This window comes from Fontisphaera persica (assembly GCF_024832785.1).
GTDB lineage: Bacteria > Verrucomicrobiota > Verrucomicrobiia > Limisphaerales > Fontisphaeraceae > Fontisphaera > Fontisphaera persica.
This window is the reverse complement of the sequence record NZ_CP116615.1, coordinates 4,234,245-4,251,334: the sequence shown is the minus strand read 5'-3', so window position 1 is coordinate 4,251,334 and position 17,090 is coordinate 4,234,245. Positions and strand designations below refer to the sequence as shown.

The following is a 17,090-nucleotide window of genomic DNA, read 5'->3' as shown; positions in this document are numbered from 1 at the left end:
CCATGGAGGAGCGCCGGTTGCTTTTCAATCCATCAAGGCCGCGCGCAGGAAGGGGCGATACAAGTGCGGCTCCAGCAAAAAGGAATCGTGGCCCTTGTCCGAGTGCACCGTAATCCACGTGGGTTCAATGCCCGCCTTTTTGAGCGTCTTCACCATGTGCTCCTGCTCCTCCGGCCAGTAGCAGACATCGGTGTCAATGGTGAACACCAGAAACTTTTGCTGGCGGCAGCGCTCGAACAGGGAGACCAGGTCTTCGGCCACCCCTTCGCGCACAATGTCAAACCGGTTCCACGCATCGAGAATGCGCAAATAGGTGTTGGCGTCAAACCGCTGCACAAACTTGGCCCCCTGGTGCAGCATGTAAGACTCAATCGGGCTGGTTAAATCGTACCACGACAAATCCGCCGAGCGCCGCACAATTTCCTTGCGCGCCCGCTCGGCCATGGCGTCCAGCGAGACAAACGTTTTGTGGCCAATCATCCGCGCCAGCGCCATGCCGCGCCGCGGCTGGTGCAAGGGGTCGTAATCCCCGCCCTTGAAGTCGGGGTCCGACTCAATGGCGTAAATCTGCTCGAAGTTGTGAATGCGCGTTAAAATGGGCACCAGCAGGCCGCTGGCACAGGGTATCACCGTGCGCACCCGGTCCGGGTACCGCGTGGCGAGGCTCAGCGACAACATGCCCCCCAGCGAGGCCCCCATCACCGCGTGCAATTGCTCAATCCCCAAATGGTCCAACAACCGGATTTGCGAATCCACAATGTCCGAAAGCGTGATGTGCGGAAAACTGCGCCCCCACCGCCGCCCGGTGGCGGGGTTGATGGAGCACGGCCCGGTGGAACCGTAGCATCCGCCGATGTAATTGGCGCAGATGACGAAGAAATGGTCGGTATCCACGGATTTGCCCGGCCCGATGAAGCCATCCCACCAGCCGATTTTGCATTCATCCGTCCAGCGGTTGTCCACGCCGGGCACCTCGGGATTATACCCCGCGGCATGAGCGCTGCCGCTCAAGGCATGGAACACCAGCACCGCATTGCTGCGGTTGGCATTGAGCTTGCCATACGTCTCATACGCCAGCGTCACGTCCGTCAACCGCTCGCCGTTGAACAATTCCAGCGGTTTTTCTGGCGTGGCCACGCGCAAGAACTTGGTCTCCACAGTTGCCTTCCGATGCATAAGACGCTCCCAGTGTAGAACATCCACCGCCTCCGGCGCAAAGGTTTTGGTGATTGCCCCCTCCGCCGCCGGCAAGGCGCGCCGCCAAGACCGGCCATCCCCCTGCCGATAAGAACAAAATTGACGCGCCGCTTACCTTGAATCTTGCCGGGAGCGGGGCGGGCGGCTTAAAGTCAGCCTTATGCCTGCCCGACCTCGAATGCGCTTTTTAGGTTTCTTGCTTCTTGCGGGATGGATGACCTGGCCGCTGGCAGCTTGCGCTCAAAGCCAGCTTTCCGGCCGGGTGTTTCATCCACGCTTTGAAGGCGGCGACCCGCTCTACCTTTCCACCGTGATGGTCTTTGCGAGCCAGAAGGGCGGCACGGCGGAAGCCCGCTCTTTTCGCACGTGGGAAACTCACCCGGCGGGCTGGTATTTCCTCGTGGGGCCGCCGGGCGAATACACGGTGTGGTTCACCCAGCCCGGAGGATTTTTCCGTCCGCTGCTGTTAAGTCCGGTGGTGCTGCGGGACGGCGAGAAACTGGACGGCCGCAATGTGACCCCCCAGTTTGATTATGCTTGTTTTGAGGAACGCGCCTGGGACAGCCGGCCGGCCACTGATTATTATCAGGTGTTCACCGCGCGCGGCGCCAGCCTGACCGCCGTTGGCATCCGGCTGGCGCATGACGGGGTGGATGGGCAGGGGCCGGGCCATCAGACCCTGATTGCCACCGTCCATCGCGCGGCCGCCGGCACGCCCGACCAATGGCCGCAGGTGGGGCCGCCGGGCTGGCTCCCCAAGGTGGACTGCGGCGGCGCCAAAAATTACGTTTACGCCACCGGCTGGGATTCCGGCGAAGTGCCCTTGATTCCAGGGGAGAAATACGCCCTCCGCCTGCGCGCGGAAAAGGAGGGCGGCGTCCTGCAGACGTTTTGGCGCACCAACACCGCCGCGGAATCCAAACTGTACCGCGTGGGCAAGGACGGCGCCCGCGGCTGGGTCCCGCAACGGCTTTGGCTGGCGGTGGCCACCGATGCGGATGCGTGGGTCATACCCTACAATAAAAAAGTGCATTTGGCCTTCCAGGAATTTGCGGGTTTCGCCCAGCGTTGGAGCCAGACCTACGTGGCCCGCGGGCACAGTCTGGCTGGCGTGGCGTTGTTGGCGGCGGTGGGTGGCGCCCAACCGCCCTTGAGCCGGCAGCGCGTAGTGGTGCGCGTGCGGCTGGACGGCCCGGAAGGGCCGGTCATCGGCGTCGAAAAAATCGCCATTGGCAACGGCAACTACACCGGCGACGCTTCCTGGGGCATGTTTGGGGCCGCCTATGCCCGCGGGGAAGTGCCATTGACGCCGGGCAGGACGTATGCCCTGGAGTTTGAAAGCATCGAGAATTACGAAACCTTGCATGGTTTTGTGAACATCAAGGGCGATGTCAGTGATGACCGTCCCGGTTTCAACCCCTACAAAAAAGTGGCCCCGGACGATTACCCCCACGGCACGTCCTACAAATTCGGGCGCGAGGCGATGCCCTTCGACCTGGACCTGCAAGTGGTGGAGTATGCGACCCCAGGCCCGCTGGTCCCGCGTCCCAATCTGCTGCGCAACGGCAACATGCAGGAGGCCGACGGCGACCTGCCAGCCAGTTGGACCCCCTTCAAAGTGGAGCCGGCCACCCGCCTGCTGCGGTTTGCGGATGGCCCGGCTCATACGAATTTTACGGCCCGGGTGCTGGGGGGCAGCGCCACCGGCGCGCGCGCTGACGGCGGTTTTGTGCAGCAGGTCACCGGCTTGAACCGCTTTGCCGCGTACCGGCTGACAGGCAAAATCCGCTCCTCGTGGCCGCTCGACTGGCAGCACCAAACGCTGGTGGGTACCGACCCCACCGGCCAGACCGAGAATCCCGATGCGCCCACCGTGCAGTGGACCAAAGGCCCCGCCCTGCACGGCGTGTATCTGGATTACCGCAGCGAGCCCCTGCGCCCGCAAAAAGACCGCCTGAGCATCTGGTTGCGCGGCAGCACCACCATGACCAATGACTACCGCTTCACGGCCGATTTTGACGATTTCGTGCTGCAGCTAATTGAGGAGTGACACGCGCCCCTGGCCGCTTCGGCATTTTATGCGCTGTCAGGTTGCCGCTCTGTGACTCAGCGACCCGGCGGAGTGTGCAGCAACTCCCACACCAGCCGCGCGGCACGCCGGGCTGCCCCCGGGCCGCCGAGGGTGGCCATTACCTGGCGCAACTGCGCCCGCACAGCGGCGGCACTTTGGGGATGCTCCACAAATTCCAGCGCCGCCTGGGCCAGCGCCTTGGGGGTGGCCTGGTATTGGATGAATTCGGGAAACACGGCGGTCCCGGCCAATAAATTGGGCATGGTCAGGGTGGGCACGGTGACCAGGCGCCGGGCGACTTCGTAGGTCAGCCATGAAGTTTTGTAGAGCGTCACAGTGGGCACGCCAAAGTAGGCGCATTCCACGGTCACGGTGCCCGTGCAAGCCAGGGCCACGGTGGCCTCGCGCAGCCGCTCCGGCAGCCCGCCGGTTTGCACGGTTACCACGGCGCCCGCCCCCTGGGCCAGAGCGAGGGCACGCAGGCGTTCATCCGGCAGCACCATGACGGCGGAAGCCGAAGGGTGTTTCTGACGAATCAGTTCCCAAGCGCCCAACAAGGGCGGCAAATGGCGCTTCAATTCGGCCGTGCGGCTTCCCGGCAGCAGCACCACCCGCGCCGGGCCGGTGGCGGGGGGAGCGGCCTCGGGCGGCGGGGGGTAGCGGTCAAAAATCGGATGCCCCACAAATTCGACGCGCAGGGACGGGGCCTGTTGGGCGTACCACGCTTTTTCAAAGGGAAAGATGCTCAGCAGCAAATCAAAATCGCGTTCGAGGGATTTGGCCCGTCCCGGCCGCGAGGCCCAGACCTGCGGGGAGACCATTTGCACGAGGCGGGGTTGCCAGGCGCCGCGGGCCCGGGCTTTGATGGCGTGACCCAGGCGGCGATTGAAGCCGGAGAAATCCACGCACAAGACCAAATCGGGTTGCCGAACGGCGGCCAGCCGGAGAAGCTGATGAAATATCCGGCGGAATTTCCAGTAATGCCGGGCGACTTCCCACAGGCCCACCACGGCGTGCTCCGTCATGTCCACCGCCAGCTCGACGCCCGCGGCAGCCATGCGCGGGCCGCCGGCGCCAAAAAAGACCGGCGCCGCCTGTCCGGCCTCGCGGGCCTGCTGGCGCAGCGCGGTGACCAGCTCGGCGGCCAGCGTGTCACCGCTGGTTTCACCGGCAATCACCATGAGGGATGGGGCTGGGGAGTTCATGGGAAGGAAGGGCCTGCCAGCCGTTCCGCGCGCAGCCAGCCCAGCCACAAAAAGGCGGGCCAGGCCAGCGCGGGAATATACAATCCAAATTCCACCAAGCCCTGCAAGGCCCAGCCCAGCACGCCCAGCCAGGCGGCCGCCGGCCAATTCGATTGCCAGCGCGCCGGGCGGGCGCCTGCCAGCATCCCGGCGACGAACAAAGTGTAAAGCAGCATGCCCGGCAGGCCCGAATCTGTGGCCTGCTGGAGATAATCATTGTGCACCATGCGCGTGGACTCGGCTTCCGGCGGTTTTTTGGCGCGATACACCGCCGTGAACGTGCCCGGCCCGGTGCCGAAGGCCGGATGCTCGCGGACATTGTCCCAGGCCACCCGCCAGTAGGTCAGCCGCGCCCTGGCGCTGGGGGCGCCGCGCGCCACGTAACTGGCATGCTTCCACCAAAAGCCCAGCAGGCCGGCCAGGCAAAGTGCGGTGGCCAGCGCCCATTTATAACGGGGGGCCATCGGCCCCAGCCACAGCACGGCCACCCCAAGGAGAAGTGCAATCAACCAGCCCGCCTTGGAACCTGTCCACCCCAGGCAGGCCAACCCGGCGAGGCCGATGGCGCCCGCAATGGCCAGCGCCAGCCTGCGGCTCCGCCGCGCCAGCCAGCGCCAGACCAGCGCCAGCGCCGGGGGCAAGGCCAACAACAAACCCCCGGCGAAAGCATTGGGGTAAAAGAACGTGGAAAAAATCCGGTTGCTGGCCATCCGGGCGCGAAACTCCGGGGTATCCATGGCCACGCGCATTTCCGGCGGCAACTGCTCAAATTGGCGGCGGGTGGCCTCCAGTCCGCCCCAGTGCTGGTCTGCGCCATGGACCAGGGTCACCATGACCGCCAGCGCCAGGAGGCCCCAGAAATAATCGGCGTGGCGCGTGCGGGCCAATAAAAAGCGCCCGGCCACGAAACAGGCCACGCAGGCCAGGAAATGCGGCAACACCAGGCGGGTCAACCGGGGTTCAATGGAAAAGCATGCCGCCAGTGCCTGCCAGGCGAGCCAGGCCATGAGCAGCCAGGGAGTCCAGCGCCACCACGGAGAAGCGAGGGCCGCGGCGCGATGGAGCGGCAGGCGCCAGGCCAGCAATACGCCCACCAGGAGCCACAAACCCAGCAGGGCATAACCCCAGCGGTGCGGCCAGGACAACAAGACCACTTCCAGCAGATTTTCCGGGGTGTGCACTTTTTCCGCCAGAATCACGGGGCTGCCCAGTTTGACCAGGGCCACCCCAAAGACCGCCCCGCTCCACAAGGCCAGCCAGGCACTGGCGCGTTCGGCAGGCAGGACGGACCCAGGCGGCGTAACCGGAGCATCCATGCGACGGAATCAGGAGAAAAACGGGTGATAACGGGAGGAAACGAGCCGGTCAATCGAGCGCGCTTTCGCTCGACAATTTCCCTCAAGCCCGGAGCCAGGTACGGCGTGAGGCGGGCACTTTAGGCCAGGCACAAGCCGAACTTCTCCCTCTCCTTGAAGGAGGGGGTGGGAAGGAAGGAAGCGCAGTCTGTTCACGGAGTCTCCGGCTTAGAGTTTCATTTTCAGCATCCCCACTTCCAACACCAGGGCTTCCTGGGCGTTGGTGCGCAACCGCGCCGCCATCTCCTCCAACACCTGCACGTTGGCCTGGGCCTGGGCTGGTTGCAAGCGCGCCGCGGCCCGGCGGGTGGCCGCCTCGAGCGCAGGCAGGGCCAGGAGCGCGCCGTTGATGCCCAGCGTGGCCAGCCAGACATCGCGCAACCACCATTCCCAAGCCTGCAACAATTCCCCGCGCTGCCGCCGGTACTCCGCCTCAATGGCGGCCTTCAATTCAGCCTCCCATTGCTCCTTCTGCTCCGGCTCCGCTTCCGGAAAACGTTGCAAAGGCGATTGCGCCTCGAGCCGCTGGCCAATGGCCTCGCGCATTTGGCCCAGTTGCGTGGCCAGCTCGCCCAGCAGGCGGTACCGCTCCAACAGGTTCGGTCCGGCGGCGGCGAGCAGGGCGGCAAAGTCCTGCAACCACTTTTCCACTTCGGGCGCCAGGCGCGGGCCGCCGCCGGCCAGGTTCAAACGGAGGCAGCGCGAAAGAATGGTCTCCAGCAAATGTTGCGGCTCGGTGCTCAGCAGCATCAGGACGGTGCCGGCGGGCGGTTCTTCCAGCGTCTTGAGAAAGGCATTGGCGGCACTGGGATGCATCCGGTCCGCCGCCACAATCACGGCCACCTTGTGCGCGGCCTCGGCCGGGCGCAGGCTCAGCTCGCGAATCAGCTCGCGGATTTGCTCCGCCTTGATGATGCGGGTTTTGGACTCCGGCCGCACCCAGAACACATCGGGATGCAGCTCGTCCTGCACTTTGCGGCAGGGCAGGCAGGCGCCGCAGGCATCCAGGGGCAGGCCGGTTTCGCCGCGCCGCGGCGGCGACTGGCAATTGAGGGTCATGGCCAGGGCGCGCGCGGCGGCCGCGAGTTCTTCCAAATCGGCGCCCGTGAACAGATAAGCGTGGCCCAGGCGGCCCCGGCCCAGGCTGCGCTGCAGCAATTCCAGCGCCGGTTGATGGACGGCCAGTTGCGCGAGCGTCATAAGCCGTTACTCTGGCGAGCTGCCAAACTCCGGTTTCGGCGGCCGCGGGGGCGGGCAAAAGCGCACCAGCAGGGGGATGCGACCCTTAATCTCGCCGTCGAATGAAATATCCACCGAATAGAAACCCGGTTTTTCAAATTTCATGTGCTGGATGTTCACGATGAAATTGCGCGAAACAAAAATGGCCTCATCGGGCACTTCCACCTTGATGGGCATCTGAATGGGCGGCATGACCGGGCGGCCGTCCTCGTCCACGAAATTGAGGCCCACCGTGTGCGGGCCTTCCTCCATCTTGTCGAACACCAGCCGCAAGGCCACGCTGCATTGCGGATGCACGGCGGGCATCTGGGAGGCGTTGATGGTGTCAAAGGTGCCCAGGATGTTCAATTTTCCCTGGGAGTCGGTTGCCGCGTCACACAAGGATGCCACTTGAATTTCCATAAGCCCTGATTTTTAACCTCCCGGCCGGCAAAAGGCACGCGAAAACCACGCCCCGGCGGCCGGCGTTGGAGGGGAGGAAGCGGACCCGTGCGCCAGCAGGGGGTGTCTGGGGGGAGGCCGAGGTCAACCTGGGGTGTTGCGTAAAACAGCGCGCTGCCTTCCCGCCGGCCGTGATGGATTCTGGCATTGAGCGGAAGCGGCGGTGGTTCTACTATAATCTCATGGGCAACATTTTTGGGCATTTGTTTCGCATCACCACCTGGGGCGAATCCCACGGCGGCGGCGTGGGCGTCGTCGTCGAGGGCTGCCCTCCGCGCCTGCCGCTCACCGAGGCGGACATTCAACCGGATTTGAACCGGCGCCGGCCCGGGCAGTCAAAAATCGTCTCCCCCCGCAAAGAGCCGGACCATGTGGAAATACTTTCCGGGACTTTTGAAGGCCTGACGCTCGGCTCACCCATTTGCATGTGGGTAAAGAACGAGGACGCCCGCCCGGAGGCCTACACCGAGATGGCGGAGAAGTTCCGGCCCTCCCACGCGGATTACACCTATTGGGCCAAGTACGGCATCCGCAACTGGCAGGGCGGCGGCCGCGCCAGCGCGCGGGAGACCGTGGGCCGGGTGGCGGCGGGGGCGATTGCCAAGAAAATCCTGCGGCTGCATTTTGGCGTGGAAGTGCTGGCGTGTGTGATTCAGGTGCACCGGATTCAGGCGCAGGTGGATGTCGAGCGCGTCAAATTCAAGGAGATTGAGTCCAACATCGTGCGCTGCCCAGACACGGCGGCGGCGGAGAAAATGGTGCGGGCCATTGAACGCGCCCGCCGGCAGGGGAACAGCCTGGGGGGTATCGTGCTGGGCATCGCCCGCGGCGTGCCGCCGGGCTGGGGGGAGCCGGTGTTTGACCGGTTGCAGGCCGATCTGGCCAAGGGCATGATGAGCCTGCCGGCGGCCAAAGGGTTTGATATTGGCTCGGGTTTTGATTGTGTGCGCTACACGGGCCTGACCCACAATGATCCTTTTCGCATGAAAGGCGGCCGGGTGCGGACGTTGAGCAACCGCTCCGGCGGCGTGCAGGGGGGCATCAGCAACGGAGAGACGATTTATTTCCGCGTGGCCTTCAAGCCCACCGCCACGGTGATGCACGAACAACCCACGGTGGATGTGCGGGGGCACAACACCACCTTGAAGGGCCGCGGGCGCCATGACCCTTGCGTGCTGCCGCGCGCCGTGCCGCTGGTGGAGGCCATGACAGCCCTGGTGCTGGTGGACCACGCCCTCCGGCATCAGGCCCAGTGCGGGCCGTGGCTGGGGAAGACCGGACGCCCGGCTTAGGCACACCTCAGGCTTTCCACACCTGGCCGGGGCGCGTGCGGTGCCCGGCCATGGCGTTGCGCGTGTCCACAATCAGCCGCGCGTGGCGGGCCAGCAGCGCGTAATCCACCTGCCGGTGATGCGTGGCGATCAGCACCGCGTCATACTTCCGCACTTCCGCCGCGGTCAGCGGTACCGAGCGTGTGCCGGCCCAGTGAGGATGCTCACGGTTCTTGCGAATCACCGGCACATGGGGGTCATGGTAGGCCACGCGCGCGCCGTGCTCCGCCAGCAGGTCCATGAGCACATAGGAGGGGGATTCGCGGTCATCGTCCACGTTGGGCTTGTAGGCCACCCCCAGCACCAAAATGCGCGCGCCTTTCAGCGCCTTCTGGCGCTGGTTCAAGGCATCCATCAGCCGGTGAATCACATATTCCGGCATCCGCGTGTTGATTTCCCCCGCCAGCTCGATGAAGCGGGTGGACTGCCCAAACTCCCGCGCTTTCCACGTGAGATAGAAGGGGTCAATCGGGATGCAATGCCCCCCCAGACCCGGCCCCGGATAAAAGGGCATGAAACCAAACGGTTTGGTTTTGGCAGCTTCAATGACCTCCCAGATGTCAATGCCCATCGCGGTGTACACCACCTTTAATTCGTTGACCAGGGCGATGTTGACGCTGCGGAAAATGTTTTCCAGCAGCTTGGCCGCCTCCGCCACGCGGCAGGAGGAAACCGGCACCACCGTTTGAATGGCGCGGCGATACAACGCCGCGGCGCGTTCCAGGCAGGCGGGAGTCAGGCCGCCCACGACTTTGGGAATGGCGGCCACCTGGCTGGCCGGGTTGCCGGGGTCTTCGCGCTCCGGCGAAAACGCCAGATGAAAATCCACTCCCGCCTTGAGGCCGGAATGTTGCTCCAGCACGGCGCGCAGTTCGCCCTCGGTGGTGCCGGGGTAGGTGGTGCTTTCCAGCACCACGAGTTTCCGCTCCAGCGCGGTTTTACGCCCGCGGCCTGCGCGGCGCGGCCGCAGATGCGGCGCCAGCAGGCGGCCGGTGTTCAAGATGAACGAAAGGTCCGGCTCGCGGTTTTTATTGAGCGGCGTGGGCACGCAAATCAACACCGCCTGCACTTCGCGCACGCGGGAAAAATCCGTCGAGGCCTCAAACCGCCCGGCGCGGCGCTCGGCGGCGATGACTTCGGCAGGAATGTGGTGGATATAACTTTCGCCCCGGTTGAGGGCGTCCACTTTGTGGGGGTCAATGTCCAGGCCAATGACGTGCAGGCCGGCGCGGGCAAACTGCAGAGCCAGCGGGAGGCCGACATAACCTTGACCAACAATGGCGATGCGCTCCATGCCCCATGAGACTTCCGGCGGGGAGCGCGCAAGTCAAGTCTGGAGGGACAAAACCAGACCCCCTAACGCTCACGGGCAGGCCGCGGGACTTAATCGTAATTCACCTCTTCCTCCTGCACGATGGTGGTGTGCGCCTCGAGCAGGCGCGGGTCGCCAATGGCCTGAATGGAGCTGACATACTTGGCGGCGCCGCGCTGCATGACGTTGAACACGCGCACCAGCTCCTTGAACCAGTTGGGAAAGCGGTTGGTGAATTTCAGCTCCAGAATGACATAGGGGCGGTAGGAGTAGCGGGGCCGCTCCATTGCCGTCTTGATGGCAAAGCGCAAATTGGGCTCGCCGCAGACGTGGCGGTCCATCGTGACGCGCACGGTGTCATTGTCATTCACGTACGCCTCCCGCAGGTAGGAAATGTGCACCTTGGGTTTGGCCTGGAGGCGATGGGTCAGCTCACAAAAACGTTGCAGGGCCACCAGCGCCTTGGCGGAGTAACTCACCAAATGCTGCGGCTCCGGCAGATGCCCGCTGAGCAGCGACTCCACCGCCTGCTGCCGCACCCCGCCGCGCTGCTTGAGGATGCAGTTGTTGACACGGCGCTTGATTTCAAAAAAGACCGGTGTGTCCGGGTCCGTGCTGTAATACCGCAGGCGCAGCTTGAAACGGTTTTTATTGCCGTTGATGGTGTCCCAGTAGGTGGTCAGCACATCATTGTCGAGATACAGGCTGTGCACCGGATACGAAAAATTGGGGCGGATGGCGCTGTATTCGTCCAGCTCCATGCCGGCGCTACGCACAAAGTCCCGTACCATCAGCGCTTTTTCCTCGGTGATGAGGTATTTCAACTCAAAGCGCTGCTGCTGCATGCGGTCCACTGCCATAAATACCTTTCAAGTAAAAAACCCGCATTATCCTCGAACATTCCGCGCCAGGGGAAAAGAAAATTATTGGGGGGTGAAAATCAGGTGGCCCTTGAGTGCTGGGACGCCTCTTTGGCCCTCACCCCAAACCTCTCCCCTCATGGGGATAAGGTCAGGCTGAGCGTGTGTAGCGCAGGCGTCCCCGCCTGCGAGTTCGGCCTGCGTCCCGCAGGTCTGAGCCCCTTTGCGGGACACGGACGCCTTGCGCTACGAGGGCAAAGATTTTGGCCCACCCGTGCTTAATGCGGTGCAAGCGTCCCCGGCATGCACCCTGCCTGCGCGGCTGATTTACCGCGCGTGCCAATGACGGACGAGCCTTTATTGGCCCATGGAATTGAGCAAGTCCTGCGCCCGTTTCTTCACCGCCGCATTTTGGGTGAGGGCGACCACGCGGGCGAGGGGCTCTTTCAAGCGGGCCGCCGCGCCCGGATTATTGGTGCGCACGCCTTTCATGGTGCGTTCGGCCAGGTTGACCACGGCCAGGCAGGCTTCTTCCCGGGTGCCGTCCTGCTCCAGATAGGGCAGCATCACCGGCAGGGCCTCGAGGGTGGCCTTGCCCAACACACCCAGCAACACCCGGCGCTCTTCATCGCGCGTGATGAGCGGCTCGGCGGCTTTGCACATGGCAATTTTTTGCCCGCCCTGCACGCCATCGGCAATCTTCAGGTAATTGCGGAGGCACAGCACTTTGTCCGTCATGCGCTGGCTGGTGCGCGCCAGCTCCAGCAGCACATCCGCCACATCCGGGGTGCGCCATTCGCCCAGCGTGCGGATGGCGTCGGCATGAACGTCCGGGTTGGCGTCGCCCACCACCGAACGCACCGCCTGGAGCGCGCGAGCGCCGCCAATACCGCCCAGCACACGCAGCAAGGTGCTCTTTTGCGCGCCCTGAGCCTGGGGCAGAATGGCGGCGACTTTTTCCGCCGATTCATCCGGCTTGCCGGTGGCGTTGCAAATGGCTATCAGGCCCTGCTCGAGAGCGCCCAGTTCCTGCGCGCCGGTATGCTTCAACACCAAATCCAGCATGGTCTTCACCTCGGCTGGCCCGCCCAGTTCACCCAGCCGGCGCAAGGCGGCCACGCGCACTTCGGGCGCGGTGTCACTGGCGGCTTTGGCCAGCAGCGGGATGGTCTGGGTCATGCGCCGGCGCGCCGCCAAATCAATGGCCCGCACGCGCTGAGCCGGCTCCGGCGCCTCCAGCAGTTTCATCACGGCGGCATCGGCCTCTTTGCCCGGAAAACCAGCCAGCGCATCCACCGCCGCGGCGCTGACGGCTTTGTCGGCATCGTTAATCAGGCCGGCCAGCACCGGCACGGCGCCCGGCTTGCCAATCTCCGGCAAGGCGCGAATGGCCGCCAGCCGCACCTGGCCCTGGCCGCTGCGGGCCAGCTCGAAGAGGGCGGGATAAGCGGCGGCGTCGCCGCGTTTGCCCAGCACCTGGATGAGGAGAATCTGTTTATCGGCATTGAGTTTGGGCAGCTCGGAGGCGAGCACCTTGCTCAACTCGGCGTTCTTGACTTCCATGGCCGCGCCGGCGGCGGCCGCGGTCAAAATGTAGTCTTCACTGCGCACGCCTTCCAACACCAGGTTCACGGCAGCCTTGGCGGGGCTGTTCAAAATCAAGCCTCGCAAAGCCCCCGCCCGCACTTGATGGGGTGCGGCCGGCAGAGCGCGCAACTGCTGGTACACCCGCAAAGCCTCCGCGGTTTTGCGGGAGGCCGCCAGCGATTCCGCCGCGCGGAACAGGCCCTCGCAGAAGGCCACCTGGTTGGCCGGCGCCGTCTGGCCCACGGCTTTTTCCAGTGCGCTGACGGCGTTGGGAGTGGCAATCTGCCCCAAGGCGCGCGCCGCCGCCTGGGCCACGTCCGCATCGGCATCTGTCAACAAGGCGCTCAGGGCCGACACGGCCTGGGCGTCCCGGCGCATGCCCAGCGAGCTGATGATGCCCACTTTCAGGCGGCCGCTGGTCTTGCCCAGGGCCTCGCGCAAGGCCGGGTTCACCGCCGGCGAAGGATTCGGCTCCAGCGCGTACCGCGCCATGTGGGACAGCTCCTCGTTCGTGAGCAGCTCCGCCAGCACAGGCACTGCGGACGCGCCCCCGAGGATGGCCAGTTGGCGGCAGGCGGCCGCCTTGGCGGCGCGGTCGGCATCGGATTTCAAGACGCCCAGCAATTCGGCCTCAGTGGCGGCGCGGCTGGTCAAAGGCAGAACGAAGAGGGCCGCCGCAAGGGCGGTCAGCAAGGCAACAGTAGGACGCATAGACAAAAACAAGTTCAAAGGTTGAGAGTGCTGCGCTTAGAAAGTCCACGGCTCGCGCATGGCGCGCGCCAGATAACGATTGGCCTCCGGATCATTGACGAACACTTCCTTCTCCGGATCAAACCGCACATCCCGTTGCAGCCACATGCACACGTTGGCCGCATGCACCACCGTCATGGAACGGTGCATCACCTCCGCGTTGGCCACCGGCTGCCGCCGGTTCTTCACGCAATTGAGGAAGTCCCGCACGTGATTCATCGGACGCCCGGTCCGCGCCATGTAATCGCCCACAATCTTCCTGAAGTCTGCCAGCAGCGACGGCTTCGACACATCCGGCCGCGGGTAACCATCGCCCGCCGCCACCCAGCCCTCCGGGCCGTCGAACCGCATGCCGCACGAGCCGTGGAAATGCTTGTCGAACCGCGACAACACCATCTTCACGCCATTGGGGAAAAGGATTTCCATGCCGTCGCCGGAGTCGTTGTCCACGTACTTGTAATGCACGCCCGCGGTGTGCAACTGGTCAATGCCCGCCATGGCCTGGGCAAAAGTGTGCGCGCCCCATTCGCCGATGCAACTGGTGTGGAAATCAAAATGATTGCGCCACTGGCCATTCACATAGGCCGCGTTGTAGGGGCGCCAGGGGCACGGCCCCAGCCATTGATCCCAGTCCACCTCCTCCTTCGGCGGCAGCGGCTGCGCCGGCAGCCAGTCGGTGCGCATCTTGGCGGCATCCCAGGGAGCAATGTGGGCGTAGGTGGTGTGCACCTTGCCCAGATACCCCAGCCGGGCGGCTTCAATGCAGAAGACAAAATTGGCCTCGCTCAACCGCTGCGTGCCGGTTTGATAAATCCGCCCATACCGCCGCGCCGTCTCCACCACCATGCGCCCCTCGGCCACCGTCATGGCGGAGGGTTTTTCGCTATACACATCCATGCCCGCGCGCATGGCCCACGTGGCCGCCAGCGCATGCCAGCGATCGCCGGTGGCCACCAGCACGGCGTCAATGTCCCGCCGCTGCGCCAGGAAATCGCGGATGTCATTGTACATCTTGCAATCCTGGTTGCCGTAATGGTTGTCAATGCGCTGTTTCACCCGCTCCCGCGAAGACCGCCGCGCATCGCAAATCGCCACAAATTGTACGTCCGGCTCCGGCAACATCCAGTTCAAGTCATGCAACCCGCGGTTGCCAATCCCCAGGCCCGCCATGATGATGCGCTCGCTCGGCGGCACCCGGCCATCCCGGCCCAAAGCCGTGGCGGGGATGATGGTGGGCGCCGCCAGTGCCCCGCCGGCCAGCGCCAGACGGCCCAGAAAGGAACGACGACTCAAGGAGGAGCTGCCGCGAAAAGCAGCGGCCACCGCTCCCTCACGGCGCGAAGACGATGATGCAGGTGTCATAAGTTTGGTTTACAACATATCCAGACGCCCCGCAAAACAAATTATTCATGCCAGCAGCAAAGACATGGGTCGGCCGCCTCGCGTTCATGGAGAGCCATTCGCCCCAACCAACCCAAAGACCGCAAGGCTCCTGAACCTCCCCCGCCACCGCGCCTTAAATCGCGTGCCCCCCCGAAAGGGCACCGGCAGAAAACAGAGCCGTGCACCCCTTCAAGCCACCCTTGGGGAGGCGCCCCCACCAACGCCGCATGCAGCAGCCCCGCCTTTCCCGCAAACTGCTCACTGCTTTTGCGGCCTTCAGCGCGAGCCATGGTAACGACGGCGGGGGCCAACTTCAGCTTTCGGAAGAAGCAGAAGGCAGCGCAGCCCGGATGACGCTGGCGTCATAAGCCGGCTCGATGCGCGCCCCCGGCGGCACTTCCAGAAAATCTTCGGCCGGCCAGTCACCATGCAGCCAGCGGCGCAACAGCGTCAAATCCCCGGCCAATTCCTCGAAGGCCCAGCCGCGCTTCTGGCAGAGGTCCTCCACCTGGGCCCGAAGGTTGAGGACACGGGTAAAATCATAATCAATGAGAATGCCGTGGGTGTAGTGGCTCAGCCATTCATTCATGGCCTCCACCAGGTATTGCGCCGCCTCTTCCCCGTACTTTTCCACCCACGCCTGGTAGGTATCAGTACCCGTGGCCTCCGGCCCGGAGCGGTTGGGCAGCAGATGGACCCCCTGGGGCAAAGCTCGCTGGCCGCGGCGCGCCATGCACTCCAGCCAGCCGCAAGTGTAATAATAGGCACCGGGGCGCTCGCGTTGCTGTTGCTCGTAACGCTGGCGCGAGCCGAGAAAAAAAGTGATGCAATCGTGGGCGCGCGGCACAATCAGCCGAGTTTGACGGGCCTGCAGGCCGGCAATCAAATTGCCGCACAAACCGTAGCCCAACAGCACCGCGGCGTATTTGCCCTCCGGCACCGCGTCCAGCCGCTCCTGCACCTGGCTGCGGCCATGGGCGGGATTGTCATGATAACCTTGCGGCAGAAACTCCAGGTCCAGCAACAGCGGCGAGGTGGCGGCTAAAAAACACACCTCGCGCACCAGGACTTCACAAGCCAGAACCTTGCAGAGCATGACTCAAGGCTGACGGGCCACCCAGGCAATCGCTTGCGCCAGGACTTTGCGGAAGTTGGGATTTTCGTACGCCAGCCGGTCATGCCCCAGTTGAATGGCAGCCACGCGGGCGTTGGCGTAGGTCTTGGCCCAGGCCACGATAGGACTGCTGGTGGGAGTGTCACATAAAAGCAACGGGATGACCTCAGGGTGGACGTACAACCCGCCGTAGGTTTCATCGTGAATCTCAAAATCTTTCAGCCCCCGCGTGATGGGATGGGCGGTGGAAGCGATTCGCACCTGCATGAGCACATCGTGCTTGAAGGTGGAGCCGGGGCGCTCCACCCCGTCGAGCACCTCCTTTTTCAACACGTATTTGCCGCCAACGATCTGGCGGTACTCCGGCCAGTCCTGATAATTGGCCAGGCTGTGATGCAGGGCCACCAGCCCCTTGCCCTCGTGCAAACGGGCCACCAGATTGGACTTGGCCTGGGCGCTGATGGGTTGCCACATGTCATAGAGCACCATGACATCCCATTGCCGCGCCGCCTCGGCCTTCCAATAATCATGGGCTTGCGGATGCACCGCGGGCTGGAAGGTGATGGCCGGATTATCCTTGAACACCTGCCAGAATTCGTTGGTCTGATAATCGTGGCCGCCAGTGATGACCAGCACACGGATTTTCTCAGCGCCCGGCAGCCAGGACGCCAGCAACCCGCAGCTCATGACGGCTGCCCATAAAAACCAACGCACGGATTTCATGCCCATAATATTAAACCATAATCATGCCTTGAGAAGCGTTTTGTGCGGCAAGCGCAAGCCCCAGACTCAAAAACCATCTCTCCACTCGAACAACCTGTCCCTAACTCTACCGGGACGCCTGCCACAGCATCCCCCCACGCATCGCAGGCGTCCCATCCCGTAGCGCAGGCGTCCTCGTCCCGCAAAGCGGGATTCAGCCTCCGTCCCGCAGGCCGGAGGCAACGAATTAAGCTGAGAACATCTATGGGGTTTCTATTCTTACTTTCCATCCTCGCCTGCATTGAGCAAACGCAGATAATGAATAATTCGAGGCACATTAACTATTTTCCCTCTCCCCCCGGGACAGGGCCACGGTGAGGGTCTGTAGCGCAGGCGTCTCGCCTGCGGGTTCACGGAGCCTCCCGGCTCCGTGATTGCAAAATTGCCGTCGTCAAACTCACGCCCCTGGACGCACCAAGCCGCACTTCTATCTCGCATTAGCCA

13 protein-coding genes are annotated in these 17,090 nt (G+C 63.9%); 2 read left to right on the top strand and 11 right to left on the bottom strand.

Translation table 11 applies throughout. The annotated features are described in order from the left end of the window. Nucleotides 1–24: 24 nt before the first annotated feature. Nucleotides 25–1,176, bottom strand: coding sequence for a homoserine O-acetyltransferase MetX (gene metX / locus NXS98_RS15900; protein ID WP_283846025.1), 1,152 nt, complete (start codon nt 1,174–1,176; stop codon nt 25–27). A 181-nt stretch (nt 1,177–1,357) separates the two neighbouring features. On the opposite strand from metX, the gene NXS98_RS15895 reads away from it, so the two are divergent. Next, on the top strand, nt 1,358–3,247 hold the full coding sequence (locus tag NXS98_RS15895) for a carboxypeptidase-like regulatory domain-containing protein (protein WP_283846023.1): 1,890 nt from the start codon (nt 1,358–1,360) through the stop codon (nt 3,245–3,247). A gap of 56 nt (nt 3,248–3,303) precedes the next feature. Here NXS98_RS15895 and lpxB read toward each other — a convergent pair whose 3' ends face one another. The 4 genes from lpxB to NXS98_RS15875 all read right to left on the bottom strand — a co-directional run bounded on the left by lpxB (nt 3,304) and on the right by NXS98_RS15875 (nt 7,508). Next, nucleotides 3,304–4,473, bottom strand: coding sequence for a lipid-A-disaccharide synthase (gene lpxB, locus NXS98_RS15890; RefSeq protein ID WP_283846022.1), 1,170 nt, complete (start codon nt 4,471–4,473; stop codon nt 3,304–3,306). Next, nucleotides 4,470–5,828, bottom strand: coding sequence for an O-antigen ligase family protein (locus NXS98_RS15885; RefSeq protein WP_283846021.1), 1,359 nt, complete (start codon nt 5,826–5,828; stop codon nt 4,470–4,472). The genes lpxB and NXS98_RS15885 overlap by 4 nt, the downstream gene beginning before the upstream one ends. 207 nt (nt 5,829–6,035) lie before the next feature. Then, nucleotides 6,036–7,067 carry a DNA polymerase III subunit gene (locus NXS98_RS15880; RefSeq protein ID WP_283846020.1) on the bottom strand — a complete coding sequence of 344 codons (1,032 nt, stop codon included), beginning with the start codon at nt 7,065–7,067 and terminating at the stop codon, nt 6,036–6,038. 6 nt (nt 7,068–7,073) lie between these two features. After that, entirely contained in the window at nt 7,074–7,508 is a 435-nt protein-coding gene (locus NXS98_RS15875) for a DUF6941 family protein (protein WP_283846019.1), read from the bottom strand. 221 nt (nt 7,509–7,729) lie between these two features. Between NXS98_RS15875 and aroC the strand changes: the two genes are divergently transcribed. Then, nucleotides 7,730–8,839, top strand: a complete 1,110-nt coding sequence (gene aroC, locus NXS98_RS15870; RefSeq protein ID WP_283848189.1) for a chorismate synthase — start codon at nt 7,730–7,732, stop codon at nt 8,837–8,839. A 7-nt stretch (nt 8,840–8,846) separates the two neighbouring features. Here the strand turns inward: aroC and NXS98_RS15865 are convergent, their stop codons facing one another. From NXS98_RS15865 to NXS98_RS15840, 6 genes are all read right to left on the bottom strand, one after another. After that, a complete protein-coding gene (locus NXS98_RS15865) occupies nt 8,847–10,172 on the bottom strand; it encodes a nucleotide sugar dehydrogenase (RefSeq protein ID WP_283846017.1) in 1,326 nt (441 codons plus the stop codon). A gap of 89 nt (nt 10,173–10,261) precedes the next feature. After that, a complete protein-coding gene (locus NXS98_RS15860) occupies nt 10,262–11,050 on the bottom strand; it encodes a VTC domain-containing protein (protein WP_283846016.1) in 789 nt (262 codons plus the stop codon). 357 nt (nt 11,051–11,407) lie between these two features. Continuing rightward, complete coding sequence (locus NXS98_RS15855; protein ID WP_283846015.1) at nt 11,408–13,348, bottom strand: HEAT repeat domain-containing protein; 1,941 nt, start codon at nt 13,346–13,348, stop codon at nt 11,408–11,410. A gap of 36 nt (nt 13,349–13,384) precedes the next feature. Continuing rightward, nucleotides 13,385–14,749: a Gfo/Idh/MocA family protein gene (locus NXS98_RS15850; RefSeq protein WP_283846014.1), complete on the bottom strand. Its 1,365-nt coding sequence runs from the start codon at nt 14,747–14,749 to the stop codon at nt 13,385–13,387. A gap of 334 nt (nt 14,750–15,083) precedes the next feature. Continuing rightward, nucleotides 15,084–15,866, bottom strand: coding sequence for a DUF1638 domain-containing protein (locus NXS98_RS15845; protein WP_283846013.1), 783 nt, complete (start codon nt 15,864–15,866; stop codon nt 15,084–15,086). Between the two features lie 3 nt (nt 15,867–15,869). Then, on the bottom strand, nt 15,870–16,607 hold the full coding sequence (locus NXS98_RS15840) for a ThuA domain-containing protein (RefSeq protein WP_283846012.1): 738 nt from the start codon (nt 16,605–16,607) through the stop codon (nt 15,870–15,872). Between the last annotated feature and the right edge of the window lie 483 nt (nt 16,608–17,090).